This is a genomic window from bacterium (assembly GCA_023230585.1).
GTDB lineage: Bacteria > Ratteibacteria > UBA8468 > B48-G9 > JAFGKM01 > JALNXB01.
Genome location: JALNXB010000051.1, coordinates 1 through 13,971, shown reverse-complemented (window position 1 = coordinate 13,971; position 13,971 = coordinate 1). Strand labels below are relative to the sequence as shown.

13 protein-coding genes, 1 tRNA gene and 2 pseudogenes are annotated in these 13,971 nt (G+C 36.3%); 11 read left to right on the top strand and 5 right to left on the bottom strand.

Annotated features, from left to right (window positions below; translation table 11 throughout):
- Positions 1–124: 124 nt before the first annotated feature.
- From M0P98_07695 to M0P98_07685, 3 genes and pseudogenes are all read left to right on the top strand, one after another.
- Positions 125–865, top strand: a complete 741-nt coding sequence (locus M0P98_07695; GenBank protein ID MCK9266736.1) for a DUF1559 domain-containing protein — start codon at positions 125–127, stop codon at positions 863–865.
- A 34-nt stretch (positions 866–899) separates the two neighbouring features.
- A pseudogene (locus M0P98_07690) lies at positions 900–983 on the top strand (prepilin-type N-terminal cleavage/methylation domain-containing protein).
- 39 nt (positions 984–1,022) lie between these two features.
- On the top strand, positions 1,023–1,583 hold the full coding sequence (locus M0P98_07685) for a hypothetical protein (protein ID MCK9266735.1): 561 nt from the start codon (positions 1,023–1,025) through the stop codon (positions 1,581–1,583).
- Positions 1,584–2,016: 433 nt separating this feature from the next.
- Here M0P98_07685 and M0P98_07680 read toward each other — a convergent pair.
- Positions 2,017–2,088 (bottom strand) — tRNA-Cys (locus M0P98_07680).
- Positions 2,089–2,284: 196 nt separating this feature from the next.
- Between M0P98_07680 and M0P98_07675 the strand changes: the two genes are divergently transcribed.
- Entirely contained in the window at positions 2,285–4,189 is a 1,905-nt protein-coding gene (locus M0P98_07675) for an OPT/YSL family transporter (protein ID MCK9266734.1), read from the top strand.
- A gap of 74 nt (positions 4,190–4,263) precedes the next feature.
- Here M0P98_07675 and M0P98_07670 read toward each other — a convergent pair whose 3' ends face one another.
- The 3 genes and pseudogenes from M0P98_07670 to M0P98_07660 all read right to left on the bottom strand — a co-directional run bounded on the left by M0P98_07670 (position 4,264) and on the right by M0P98_07660 (position 5,750).
- Positions 4,264–5,055, bottom strand: coding sequence for a type II secretion system GspH family protein (locus M0P98_07670; GenBank protein ID MCK9266733.1), 792 nt, complete (start codon positions 5,053–5,055; stop codon positions 4,264–4,266).
- 11 nt (positions 5,056–5,066) lie between these two features.
- On the bottom strand, positions 5,067–5,237 hold the full coding sequence (locus tag M0P98_07665) for a hypothetical protein (protein ID MCK9266732.1): 171 nt from the start codon (positions 5,235–5,237) through the stop codon (positions 5,067–5,069).
- Positions 5,238–5,663: 426 nt separating this feature from the next.
- Positions 5,664–5,750 (bottom strand): annotated as a pseudogene (locus M0P98_07660) (prepilin-type N-terminal cleavage/methylation domain-containing protein).
- A gap of 189 nt (positions 5,751–5,939) precedes the next feature.
- Between M0P98_07660 and M0P98_07655 the strand changes: the two are divergent.
- The 3 genes from M0P98_07655 (at position 5,940) to M0P98_07645 (ending at position 9,310) form a co-directional block, all read left to right on the top strand.
- Positions 5,940–6,572 carry a LysE family translocator gene (locus tag M0P98_07655; protein ID MCK9266731.1) on the top strand — a complete coding sequence of 211 codons (633 nt, stop codon included), beginning with the start codon at positions 5,940–5,942 and terminating at the stop codon, positions 6,570–6,572.
- A gap of 462 nt (positions 6,573–7,034) precedes the next feature.
- Complete coding sequence (gene uxaC, locus M0P98_07650) at positions 7,035–8,402, top strand: glucuronate isomerase (GenBank protein MCK9266730.1); 1,368 nt, start codon at positions 7,035–7,037, stop codon at positions 8,400–8,402.
- A 416-nt stretch (positions 8,403–8,818) separates the two neighbouring features.
- A complete protein-coding gene (locus M0P98_07645; protein ID MCK9266729.1) occupies positions 8,819–9,310 on the top strand; it encodes a hypothetical protein in 492 nt (163 codons plus the stop codon).
- Between the two features lie 30 nt (positions 9,311–9,340).
- Here M0P98_07645 and M0P98_07640 read toward each other — a convergent pair whose 3' ends face one another.
- Complete coding sequence (locus M0P98_07640; protein ID MCK9266728.1) at positions 9,341–10,492, bottom strand: galactokinase; 1,152 nt, start codon at positions 10,490–10,492, stop codon at positions 9,341–9,343.
- Positions 10,493–10,814: 322 nt separating this feature from the next.
- Between M0P98_07640 and M0P98_07635 the strand changes: the two genes are divergently transcribed.
- The 4 genes from M0P98_07635 to M0P98_07620 are packed head-to-tail and all read left to right on the top strand — an operon-like array spanning position 10,815 to position 13,907.
- Complete coding sequence (locus M0P98_07635; protein ID MCK9266727.1) at positions 10,815–11,453, top strand: FtsX-like permease family protein; 639 nt, start codon at positions 10,815–10,817, stop codon at positions 11,451–11,453.
- Positions 11,454–11,488: 35 nt separating this feature from the next.
- On the top strand, positions 11,489–12,232 hold the full coding sequence (locus M0P98_07630; GenBank protein MCK9266726.1) for an ABC transporter ATP-binding protein: 744 nt from the start codon (positions 11,489–11,491) through the stop codon (positions 12,230–12,232).
- A 40-nt stretch (positions 12,233–12,272) separates the two neighbouring features.
- Positions 12,273–13,058: a pyrroline-5-carboxylate reductase gene (gene proC / locus M0P98_07625; GenBank protein MCK9266725.1), complete on the top strand. Its 786-nt coding sequence runs from the start codon at positions 12,273–12,275 to the stop codon at positions 13,056–13,058.
- 12 nt (positions 13,059–13,070) lie between these two features.
- Complete coding sequence (locus tag M0P98_07620; protein ID MCK9266724.1) at positions 13,071–13,907, top strand: purine-nucleoside phosphorylase; 837 nt, start codon at positions 13,071–13,073, stop codon at positions 13,905–13,907.
- Positions 13,908–13,971: the final 64 nt, after the last annotated feature.

The window sequence follows — 13,971 nt, the reverse complement described above, 5'->3', positions numbered from 1 at the left end:
TAAGTTAAGGTAATAATTAAAAAGCGGTAGAAACTAAAAACCGCCAAACAAAAGACAGGAGGTAAAAATGGATAAATGCTTAGAGAAAAAAGGTATGCCTCTTCTTGGAGACTCTTTTCCTGAAATGAAACGAAGAGAGGGTGGGTTTACCCTTATAGAGTTGCTTGTGGTAATAGCCATAATAGCAATACTTGCCGCAATGCTTCTACCTGCCTTAGCCAAAGCAAGAGAGACTGCAAGACGGGGTGTTTGTCTTGCCAACCTTAAACAACTTGGTCTTGTTCTCCATATTTATGCACAGGACTGGGGTGGATGGTTTCCTCTTCTTGAACCAAGAGAAGATATGGATTTTGAAGACGAAGTTGCTCGAGCAGCCTCCAAAACTAACAGGTCTTTAGCTTTACTTACAGGACAGACAGTCCCAACTAACACTCAAACTGGTAGTTCCAGTCCTGCGTTAGAAACCCCTGCCTATATAACAGACTGTAACCTTTTTGTTTGTCCAAGTACAACCCAGAAACCATCAACTGCTAGACCAGGTTCAATTACCACTTCTACTTGTTCATACGCTTATGCTTACGGTCTTTCTATACAAACACACCCAGATACAGCCATAATGGCAGATAGAAAAGATGGTTATAACGCCTGGACTAAGGATACTCAGAATCTTAGAATGGGAGAACTTAGAGAAAATCACGACTGGTTTGGTGTGAACGCTCTTTATGTTGGAGGTCACGCAAAATGGGTTCCTACGTATGTAACCCGAAGTGGCAGTTCTATATATAGATATTTGTACCAGAAAGATTTTCCAAACTGTCGCCCAAAGAACCCACATACTCTGAGAGATCCTCATAGTGCGTATTAGGTAACAACTTTAATAAAATTGGAGGTTAGCAAATATGAAAAAGAGAGGTTTTACATTAATAGAGTTGTTGGTGGTAATAGCCATAATAGCAATACTTGCTGCAATGCTTCTACCAGCTCTTTCTAAAGCCAGAGCAAGAGCAAAAAGTACCGCTTGTATGAACAACTTAAAACAGATTGGTATAGGGATTGCTATGTATATGCAAGATTTTGATAGTTATTGGACTAGTTTTCTTTATGATAGTTACTATAGGCCTTATATCTCTACTGATGTGATAGTGTGCCCTGCTGAAAAACCTTATAAATACGATTCTTCAAAACCGCATGCTACCTATGGTGCAAGAAAAACTTATTTACCTCCAACAATTGCTGATGCGAATGGTATTTACAATGGTAAAAAATTTGAAATGGCAGGATATGCGATATCTGATTTCTGGATATTTGCAGATAGTTTAGCAAAGGTAGCCACTACCGATACATATTATAGACAACAGTATCGTATTGCTGACTGGAGAAATGAAACTGCAAGATATGGAAAAGTTCATTTTAGACATAATGGAAATATCAACCTTCTATTTCTTGACGGGCACGTTGAAAGTGCTACGGAATCACGATTTATTGAGGCAACAAGAACCTTTGTTATTAGTAGTACAGCGTCTCATAGCGAAATCTTCTGTTTTGATAAAAACTACAATTATACATCGGTACTTCTAAAATAGTTGGTACTCCCCTTGCATATCACTCCGGGTTTATCCCGAGTACCCCCGAGGATTACTTCGCAAACCTCGGATATTTGCTTTATATTCGTTCGCAATGACAACCTCTCCTTATTTGCCTTCTACCCTTGGGGGAGAAGGATCAAGGATGAGGGGGGCTGTTGGTCTTTCCTTGTTTGTATAGTGCGAACTAATGTTCATTATACAAAAAATTGGTGCAGGTAAGTTCTCAGATAGGCGAAACGAGGTTCACTGAAGATTCACAATTGATAAAAGGTTGAAAACGGTTACATAAACATAATATTGTGGCTTATTTTTAAATGCTTATTAGAATGTTATTCGTATTTTCTTAAAACTTTCTTACTGTTTCCTTAGTAAAAAATCCCAACTATTATTTCTCAACATAATCTTTTTTTACCTACTTATAATAGGTTTGAGGCCTGGGCCGGATTTGAACCGGCGAATAACGGTTTTGCAGACCGCTGCCTTCCCGCTTGGCTACCAGGCCCTTATTTTGTTTATTATACCATAAAACTTTAATTTTTCAACAATTTAGAATGTTAAATTTTTAGTAAGAAATTTTTATATCAATACTATAGTGTCATAAGACGGATATTTGACAAGGAAGCGCTAAAAAGGTATATTAGACTGATAAATATTATATTAAAAAAATTAAATAGAATTATATAAGGAGAAAATCAATAATGAGGAAGAGAGCTTTTATTATTGGAATAATATTTTCTGCATTTATAGCAATGTTAGACCCGTACCTTATGATGAGAGGATTAAACGCAACTTTTTGTTTTGAATATTGGACACCTGCAGCCATATTTGTTCTTATGATTCTTGTTTTTCTTTCTGCGTTACATCGCAAACTTGAACTTAGTTCTTCTGAACTTCTTTTAATTTTTGTTATGACATCAACTGCCTCTGTTCTACCAAGTATGGGATTTATGTCTTCTTTTATTCCCATAGTTACAGGGTTTAAATATTTTGCTACTCCTGGAAACCAGTGGGCTGAGTTTATAATAGAACGCACTCGACCAATTTTAATGGTACAAGACAACACTGCTATTGCACATTTTTATGAAGGGTTACCTCCTGGACAATCTATTCCTTACCTGGCATGGTTATCTCCTATGAGTTTTATGCTTGCTTTTATGTTAATTTTCTCATTTTTAAGTATCTGTCTAATGGTGCTATTTCGTAAACAGTGGATAGAAAAAGAAAGGCTTGTTTATCCTTTAACTATTTTACCATTAGAGATGGTAAAGAAACAGGAAGGCAAAGGGCGGTTGCCTACTCTTTTCAAAGACAAATTATTCTGGTTTGCATTTGTGCTTGCTTTTTTATTCTACTTGTCTAACTGGTTATCTCGCAAAGCTACTGGCTCCCCGTTTTTATCTCTTTCTGGCAATATGAATTTTTTCCGTAGAAGCATTGCATTTAGTCTTAACCCCCATTTCTCGATATTGGGGCTTGCCTATCTTGTTCCTCGTAGTGTGTCATTGTCGTTATGGTTTTTTCATGTTCTTTTCACTATACAGAGCGGTATTTTGAGTGTAAGCGGTTTTAAGTTGCCTGGTATGAACGACCCTTATGGAGGCCGTTCTATTGTAACAACATTCGAAGGTGCTGGCGGGATGTTAACCCTTGTTGTAGCACTGTTTTGGAGAGCAAGGAAACATCTTACAGACTGTGTCAAGAAAGCCTTTGGTTCAAAATGTGATATTGACGATTCTCAAGAAATGCTCTCTTATAGAACGTCTGTCTTTGGTTTTTTAATAAGTTTTTTAGCAATGGTAGGGATAATGAGGTATTTGGGTATGCCATGGTTTACCTCTTTTGTTTTTATGATTTTTGTTATAATGGTATTTGTTGGGCTTTCAAGGATAGTTTGTCAGGCAGGGCTACCAGCAACAAGAGCACAATGTATTCCACCTGTGTACGCTTCGTATCTATTACCTCCAAATATTGTTACTCCTCAAGGGTACCTTGTGATGGGGCTTCAATATAGTTGGGCAGCAGATATTAGGTCTTCTGTTATGGCTTCAACAGGCCATGCTTTAAAAATACGTGAAGAAACAACAATTACCCCAAGACTTCTTTTTGTAGGAATAATTTCTGCTGTTATTGTTTCCTATATTTTCTCTGCATGGATACACATACACTCAGGTTATAAATTTGGAGCACTTAACGCCTCAACAGGAGGTTCTGGTCCGTGGTTTTTTGGTGGTGCGATGTCCAGATTGGTATCTAACTTAGTGATTCCTAATATGCAGAACCCTATAACTAAAGATATAATTGTATCAAGATATATTTTTACAGCAATAGGTTCTTTTGTAATGGGTCTACTTATGCTTCTACATTCAAAGTTTCTCTGGTGGCCTCTCCATTATATAGGTTTCCCCATAGCAGAAACATTACCGTTACGTAGTTACTGGTTTGCTATATTTCTTGCCTGGTTGATAAAAGGATTGATACTAAGATTTGGTGGACATAATGTTTATAAGAGAAGCGTATCTTTCTTTCTTGGATTGATTCTCAGTAACACTGTTTGGACAATAGTAGAAGCTGTTTTAACCCTTATAAATAAAACTAAAATATAATAAGTAGGTAACGCATACTTTTTAATATTCGTTCATATTTTAAAATTGCAACTTTTGCGTAAAGACTAATATGTCTAGTGGAGAACTTTTAAAGTTGTAGAATCTCTTCCCGAAACTGCTCTTACATTTGGAAGCGCATCCTGTGGCAAGTCACGGCAAGGGTGCGATGAATATACCCATTTTCTCCCAAAAGGAACCCATTTGACGTTGCCTCCTACATAAAGAACATTTATGCCTTCAAACTTATGGTTTCCATCTCTCACAAATGTTAAAGGTGTTGTTGACCCATAGTTACGGTCATAATTAAAACGTCCAACATAATAATATTTTCTGTCTGCTAAAATTGCAGTGTCAGGGTGTGTCTGGGTATTTAAGTTAAGGGCATAAGCGTATGAACAGGTTCCTGCTCCTGCTGGCGCTGTTGGTAATCTATGTTCGGTTGGTGCTCCTTCTCCATCGCTTCCTGACATAAGCATACCTATAGGGGAAACTCTATCTATTGAACTGGGGCATACAAAAACTTTTGCGTCGGTGATATATCTCACATCCTCATACTTATTGTTGTTGCTATAGGTTGGAGGAAACTGTGTCCCTTCATCAGAAGGGTCTGTTTGCCCAGTCAATAAAGCAAGAGAAACATTACAGACAGACTTTATTTCAGTATGGTCCCTGTATGGAAAATAACCGTCCCAATCTCCTGCGTACATCTGTAAAGCAATTCCTATCTGTTTAAGGTTGTTTATACACTGACTTCTTTTTGCCTGTTCCTGAGCTCTTGAAAGAGCTGGAAGAAGCATTCCTGCCAGTATTGCTATTATTGCTATAACCACAAGAAGTTCTATTAAAGTAAACCCTTCTCTTTTCATTATTCACCTCCTTACCATGTAACACTCTTTTTTACAAATTCCGAATCAAGATAGTACCAAGGGCTTGCAGTCCCGCTCTGCTCTGATACAAGTTTTTCTCTGAAACCGTTCACATTGACCGATTCTGTGTGTCCATCCATAAAAAGCATATTGGCACGATGGTTATGCCTAAAGTGTACCATCCCTCTACTTCCTGTAGCTTTCTGAATATATGCATATTGCTTTCTGTAGTATGCTCCGTAACCGGTAGGTGCAGGCGGGGTAAGTATGGTGGTAGAGTCAGCTAAAATCCAATAGTGGGTCGGATGCTTTATCTGGTCAGAACTTATATAATATTCAGTAGTACCACCTGTTGCAAACATAATGTTTGTACCGTGGTCAGTATACCTAATTCCATATCTTGCATTACTTAATTTAGAATCATATTCATAAGGTTCAAGAGTTGGGCACACGGTAACAGAGTCTGAGAAATATTGAGGTTTATTGAACCACGCATATACTTTAAAAAAACCTTCCCAGTCGTTCATATACATTAATATTCCTGCCCCTATCTGTTTCATATTATTCATACAGACAGCATTTTTAGCTCTTGCTCTGGCTTTAGAAAGAGCTGGTAGAAGCATTGCTGCAAGTATTGCTATTATGGCTATTACTACAAGTAGTTCAATAAGAGTAAACCCTTTTCTATTTCCCATTTATACCCTCCCTCATCTTATATGTATTAAACTAAACTCTCTTATGGTATTGTACCTATTTTCTCTTGATTTTGTCAATTATTTTGACCTTATACCATTATACAAGTTGAAAAGTTTTAAAGTATTTTTCAATGTTATAATCTTTTAAGAACCTTTGATGTATATTCACAATAGTGGTATAATAATAGGATGGATAACCTGCTTTCTATATTTATATTTTCTTTTACTATATCCCTTACAGGAGCCCTTGCACCAGGACCTCTTCTTACTTCGGTTATAGCAAAAAGTCCTGTATATGGTTTCAGGACAGGTCCTTTAATTATTATAGGTCACGCTATAGTCGAGGTGTTAGTTGTTGTTGCTATAATCTTGGGACCTTCACATTTTATTCAAAACCCTATCTCTATTAGAACAATATCTCTGATTGGAGGTGGTATTTTAATATTTTTGGGTGTGGGTATGTTAAGAAGTAACGTATCTCTCTCTTTTGAAAAAGATAATTCTTTAAAAAAACTTTCAGGTCTTCCTTTTCTTGGAATAACAATAACTTTAAGTAACCCCTACTGGGTACTCTGGTGGTTTACTGTAGGGGTGGGACTGGTTCTTTCAGTACAAAAATTAGGGATAATTGCTATAATTGTTTTCTTTCTGGGACATATCCTTGCTGATACAGGTTGGTATAGTTTGGTCTCTTTTATTTTAAGTAAAGGCAATAAGTTCTTCTCTAATAAAGTATATAGAATAATAATGAAAATTTGCGGTGTAACACTTGCAGGGTTTGGGATATATTTTATTAGGAATTTTTTTAAAACAACTTTCTAAACTGAAAATTTTATGGTTGTGTCAAAAAAACAATGCACATAAAGATAAAAGAGGAAAAAAGTATGTGGTGTCTACTCACTCTCGCTTTTGCCTTCTCCCCTTGAGGGAGAAGGCAAAAGGATGAGGGGGCTGCAAAGAAGCTAATGGGATGAGGTTGCCCCCCTGTATGTCATTCCGGACTTGATCCGGAATCTCGTTTTTGCTACCACTTTTGCGTGGGTTAAGTTAGAGATCCTGAAACAAGTTCAGGATGGTAAAATTGGCGAGTAGAAGGCAACACGCCCCCCATTCCGTCTTTGCTAGTGTTTCGTAACGTGGCAATTCCCTCGGGGGTACTCGAAACAAGACTCGCCGTTAGGCGGAAAAAAGGGAGTGAGGTCTATAAATACTTTTAAAAGCGTTGAAATACTACTTAAAGCATAGCTAAGTCGGCAGAAGCAATTTTATATAAAGGACAAAAAGATGAGATTTTTAAATAATGATTACCTTCTTGGAAATGAAAGTGGAAAAAAAATTTTTGAACAGATTGAAAATATTCCAATAGTTGATCCACATAATCACGCTGATGTTGCTGAACTTGCAACAAATAGAAACTATAATAACCCTTGGCAATTTTTAATTGGAACTGACCACTATATTTGGGCATTAATGAGAAAGTTTTCTATTGATGAGTTTTATATTACTGGTTCTGCTTTACCTGAAGAAAAATGGCTTAAATTGGCAGAGGTTTTTCCTTGTATGGCTGGTAACCCTGTTTACGAATGGATGCACCTTGAGCTAAAACGGTTTTTGGGTATAGACCAACTTCTTGGACCAAAGACAGGAAAAGAGATTTGGGAGCAGACTTCTTCTCTGTTGAAAAGTCCTGAGTACCGTCCCCAGCAATTACTTGATAAGTTAGGTGTTGAGGTTATGTGTTCGAGTGATGACCCATTAGATTTCCTTGATTTTCATCAAAAGGTTAATAAAGATATGGGGCGTAGTGTAGTTGTTCCTACTTGGCGTGCTGATAGGATAGTTAAGGTCTCTTCTCCAGATTGGCGCGGGTATGTAAAGAAACTGGCAGAAAGATTCGAAAGTAGATGCTCTTCTGTGCAGGATTTAATTGATATACTTCGTAAATCTCACGATTATTTCGCAGAATATGGATGTAAAGCAAGTGACCATAGTATGAGAACACCTTTTCCGTGTGTTGCTGAAGTAAAACAGGCAGATAAAATATTTAAAGCACTCCTTAACGAAGAACAGGTTTCTACTGAAGATAAAGAGATTCTTGCTGATTATATTTTTGCTAATCTTGCAGAAATGGATTCTGAGAAAAACTGGGTATTTCAAATGCACATTGGTGTGGTAAGAGATGTTAGAAGTTCACTTTTTTCATCTTTTGGACCTGATGCTGGTTGTGATGTCTCTGACCATTTCGTAGATATGATTCCTCCTATGGAAACCTTTCTTAACAGGTTTGATAACCGCCTAAAGGTAATTCTTTATTGTCTTGATTTTGCTTATCAATCAACCTTTGCTACTATTGCACGTTCTTTTGGGCAAAATGTAAAATTGGGAGCGGCTTGGTGGTTCTGCGATACTCCGTTTGGTATGAAAAGACAGTTTGAATATATAAGTTCGGTTGACTTGCTATACTCTTTTGCTGGGATGGTTTCTGATTCTCGACGTATACTTGCTTATGGCTCAAGGTTTGAGATGTTTCGTAGAGTTTTGAGCGATGTGTTGGGAGATATGGTAGAAAAAGGTAGCCTACCAGAAAATATATCTCTGAATTTAGCAAAAAGGATATGCTACTCTGGTCCGAAAGAGTTTTTTGAAATTTAAATACATAAAAGAGAAGCGTATGGGGTGAGGGGGGCTGTAAAGAGGTTAATGGGATGAGAACTCCCCCTTTATGTCATTCCGGACTTGATCCGGAATCTCGCTTTTATGTTCTGCCCCCCCCATTCCGTCTTTTGTAGTTTGTCTTGCGAGTTTTACCCGCCGAAGCCTTGGCGTAGGAGGGGTTTCATAACGTGGCAATCTCGCCGAAGGCGGAAAAGGAATGGGAATAAACAATAGTAGGGATAAAGACGAGGGAATTACCACGTCGCAATTCCTCTGAAAACTATCGGAATACAACGCTCCTCGCAACGCCACAAAACGGCGACAAGGCAAGGATAAAAGATGAGATTCCCGCAGTTACATAAGGCGTTCCTTAGAAAATTTTAGCAGAAGCCTTACAAAAATTAGGAGAAAAAATGAAAAATAGGGTGGTATTCTTTATATTACTTTTATTTGTAGGGTCTGGTTTTGCAGAAGATAACACAAAAAAAGAAGAGGTACAGGTTGCTGAATCGCCTGCATTAGAACAGAAGATAGATATAGCAGAGAAATATATAAAAAAGATTATTGAAGAAATTGACAAGCAACACAAAGAAATAGAAGAACTAAAGAAAGAGGTTGAACAACTAAAAGAGGCAAATGTAAAATTATCTCAAATTGTAAGAAGTCTTGAGATTGCAGTAAAATTTACCTCTTCAATTCGTCCCGATATGTCTCAATGGGAAAGTATAGCAAGAGGGATGTCTTCTGAAGATGTAGAAAAGGTTCTTGGTGTGCCTGAGCGGATTGGAATAGAGAAAAGGGTTGGTCCAACCTGGTATTATTACGGACTCGGAAGCATAACTTTTAATGAGAAAAACCTTGTTATTGATAGGAAAACCTTTAAAGAATATTCGCCGCACAGGTAGTAAAGTGTTAAGTGATGAGAAATTTCTCTACTACCTAAAAAATGTCCCGTCAACAGGTTTAACTATAAAAAATTCAGGTGTAATACCAAATTTTTTTGAGTAATCCTTAGTTAATAACTCTTTAAAAGTTTTATAAGCCTCTTTTTGTATCAAGGCTATACAACAACCGCCCATCCCTGCTCCAGACAGTCGCGCTCCTTTAATGCCTTCAAATTTTTCTGAAAAATCTACAATAAAATCTAACTGTTCACAACTAACTTGGTATAGTTCTTTAAGGCTGTTGTGGGATCGAAACATCAAATTTCCAAACTCATCAATCTTGTTCTCATTAAGCAGTTTTACAGAGGTTGTTACCCTATCGTTTTCTTCTACTATATGAAGAGCCCTTCTATAAAGAAGTTCAGGGATGTCATTTATATATTTCTTAAATTGTTTCGGAGTTAAATCGGTCAACCAATCGACTTTTTCAAACCTCTTAACTATTTCCAAAGTTTTATTGGCAGACTCGACTCTTTCATTATAAACAGAAGATGCAAGACTTCTCTCTTTTCGGGTATTTACAAGAACAAACTGGCAATCTTTTAAAACAAGGGGTACATATTGGTAGTCAAGGGTTTTACAGTTAATCATAATAGCAGAATCTTTTTTTGCAAGATAAACAGAAAATTGATCCATTATTCCACATTTGACCCCTACAAACAAGTTTTCTGCTCTCTGAGAAAGTTTTATTATATCCAAAGGAGGAATATCTGTTTTAAATAGTTTTTGTAACAAAGAAGCAACAGAGATTTCAACAGCAGCAGAAGAACTTAAGCCGATTCCTAACGGTATATTTCCACCAAAAACAATCTCTATACCGCTATTAATCAGTCCTAATTTTTGGAATTCATATATAACTCCAAGAAGATAATTTACCCACAAATTCTCCTGTTGGAAAACAATTTTGTTGAGGGAGGTCTCAAAAAACTGGTTATAATTATAAGAAAATATTTTAATTTTTAAATCTTGTCTTTTTCTGCCGTAAGTAAATATGTATCTATTAACTGCTAAAGGCATAACTTTACCACCCTGGTAATCTATATGCCCACCAATAATATTAACTCTTCCAGGGGTGGTTACAGACATAAAATCGTTTTTTTTACCAAAGTTATTTTTAAATAATAATTCTATATTTTCTTTCATTTTATTTTAACTTTTTTTTATTTGTAATATAAAATATACGCTCAACAGGGTTTTGTATAAAAAAATTGATTTAATACAAAGATATTTATATAATAACATATAACTTAAAACTTTACTTATTGAAAAATTAGTGTTAATATGTACTATTGTAAAAATAAAAAAAGTCTGTCTAGTTTATCATTAATGGTAGTTATTGATACGATAGTGAATAGGTGCTCTTACCTTTCCCTGTCGTAAGAGTAAAAGAAGAATAGTTTAGGCAATAATGTTTACAATATTTATTAAATAAGAAAAGCAGAACAAAAAATAAGGGAGTTGTACAATGGCTAACAAAAAAATAGAAAAACAGTTGAAACTGCCTTTTAGAAATGCGTTGCAGATGAGTATAGCCAACTTAAGAATACGGTTTGGCAGGTCTATAATTATTACTTCGTCTATCTTGCTTGGTATTGCTTTTCTTATGTCGGTACTTGCAAACCATTCTTTTACTATGGCTCTTGTAAATAAAGGGCCTGAAGAACTTAGGTCTATACTTATGTCTGACCTGGCAGAGGTTAGAAGTAAAAACGCATGGCTTGTTTCTTTATCTTTACTTGTATGCGTTGTAGGAATTATGAATGCTATGCTTATGTCTGTTACTGAAAGGTCAAAAGAGATAGGCACTATGAAATGTCTTGGTGCTCTCGATAGATTTATTGTGGAACTTTTTTTACTTGAATCTTTTGCCCACGGCATACTCGGCTCTCTTGCTGGAAGTATAATAGGTGTTTTAGTGACGGTTGTTGTTTTTCTTTTCCAGCATGGCACTTTGATAATAAGGGTTTTTCCCTTATACGAAATATTAAAATATATGACATTTACTATTCTGCTTGGCACGTTTCTTGCCATAATAGGAGCTCTATATCCGGCGAGCGTTTCAGCAAAAATGGAACCAGCCGAAGCTATTAGAAGGGAAGTTTAGTTTTCTATTTTCAATAAATAAAGAAAGGGGAAAAAATGGGAAGAGAAGCTATTGTAAGAACTATAGGTGTGAAGAAAAACTTTATGCTTGGCAAAATACCTCTTCATGTTCTTAAAGGTATTGATATTGAAATTTTGAAAGGAGAGTATATCTCTATAATGGGACCTTCAGGAAGTGGTAAAACAACTCTTTTCAATATGATAGGTGGTTTAGATAAACCTACCGAAGGTAAGGTCTATATTGACGAGGTAGATATAGCGCAACTTGATGCTTATGAACTTGCTTGGCTAAGATGCAGAAAGATAGGGTATATATTCCAAACCTTTAACCTTATACCTGTTATGACTGCTCTAGAAAATGTTATGTTACCTATGATTTTTGCTGGTTTGACAACCGATGAAGCAAGAGAAAAATCAAAAGTTCACCTTGAAACAGTTGGTCTGGGCGAAAGATTAGACCATAAACCATTTGAACTTTCAGGTGGGCAGCAACAGAGAGTCGCTATTGCAAGGGCTCTTGCAAACGATCCTGCTATAGTTCTTGCTGATGAACCTACTGGCAACCTTGATTTGAAGACAGGTAAAGAGATAATTAACCTTTTAAGGCAGATGAACAAGGAAAAACACGTTAGCATTATTACTGCTACCCACGATTTAAAAATGCTTGACGTATCAGACAGGGTTATCTGGCTTAGAGATGGACAGATAGAGCGTGTTGAAGATAGAGAAAACATTGTTATTAAAGTAGGCGTTCTTGAGGGAGAAGAAGGCGGTTTGTAGGGTGGAGTTCCAAAAAATAGGTTTTATCGGATGTGGCAATATGGGCAAAGCCTTGGTTAAATCTGTTGTTGAAAACAAGGTTTTTCCATCTTCTTCTGTTTATGTAGCTGACATTAGAAAAGAGCTTTTGGGTTTATCTGCTGAAATAGGTGTAAATGAAACCGATAATATCTCTCTTGCTAAAAAATGCGATATAATCATTCTTGCGGTAAAACCTAAAGATGTAAAGCCTGTTATTGAAGAAATAGAATGCTTTATTAATGAACGAAAACTTATAATTTCTATTGCAGCAGGAGTTTCAACTTCCACAATAGAATCTTTTCTTAAAAATATTCAAATTCCCATTGTAAGGGTAATGCCTAACCTAAATGTAAAAGTTAATGCAGGTCTTTTACCTTACTGTCTTGGCAGGTACGCTTCAAAATATAAAGAACTGATAGAAAAAATATTTGCTTTTTCTGGATTTGTATTTGAACTTAAAGAAGAAAAGTTTGATGCTGTCACAGCTATTTCAGGGAGCGGTCCTGGATTTATATTTTTTATAGCTGAAATAATAGAGTCGGTTTGTAGGGCAAAAAATTTTACAGCGGAAGAAGCAGACCTTATATCAGCTCACATAATATATGGTTCAGGTAAGATGCTTGTTGATACTAAAACAGCCCCAAAGGTGTTGAAAGAGATGGTTTCTTCCCCTAAGGGGACAACCTTGGCAGGTCTTAATGTTTTTGTAGAGAGAGGGCTTAAAGATATTTTTGAAGAAGCTATTGATAAAGCAGAAACAAGAAGCAGAGAACTAAGTAAAGAATTTGAACAAGAGCAAAAGTAGAGAAAATTTAATATGGATGAGTACAAAAAAGTAACTGAAGCAATATCTTTTATACAAAGTAGAACAGATATTGTGCCTCAGGTTGGGATAGTGCTTGGCACAGGTTTGAGTGGGTTAACTGACAAGTTTGATAATAAGGTTGTTATACCTTATGAAGAGATACCCCATTTTCCTCTTTCAACTGTAGAAAGCCATTCTGGAAACCTTGTGGTAGGGAATATAAAAGACAAAACAGTAGTTGCTATGGAAGGGCGTTTCCATCTTTATGAAGGGTATACCGCTCAACAAATTGCTTTCCCAATAAGGGTTATGAAACATTTAGGAATAAAAGCACTTTTTGAATCTAATGCTTCTGGTGGGTTAAATCCTATGTTTTCGAACGGGGATCTGGTAATTATTTCAGATCAGATTAACCTTACAGGGCACAGCCCTCTTGTAGGAGTTAATGATGAACGTTTTGGTGCAAGATTTCCAGATATGAGCGAACCTTATGATGCTGGTATAATAAATACTGCTGAAAAGATTGCTCTTGAAGAAAAAATTCCTTTAAAAAAAGGGGTGTTGTTAGGTCTGCTCGGACCTAATCTTGAGACCAAAGCTGAGTACAGATTTTTAAAGTTAATAGGCGCTGATATGGTATGTATGTCAACTGTAATAGAAGTTATTGCGGGGATACATCTCGGTTTAAAAATTTTTGGTGTGTCTGTTATAACAGATATGTGTTTACCAGACGCTCTTAAACCTGTTACTTTAAACGAAATTATTTCGATTGCGAATAAAGTGGAACCAGAGAGTCTTTTCCAGTCAAATAATGAGCCTGAAATAATTAAGGGTCACAAACAGGCATAATTTTTTTTAATAACCTGCTTCTTTGTTTTTGTACTATATCTGCCATTTCATTGTCAGTCTTGCT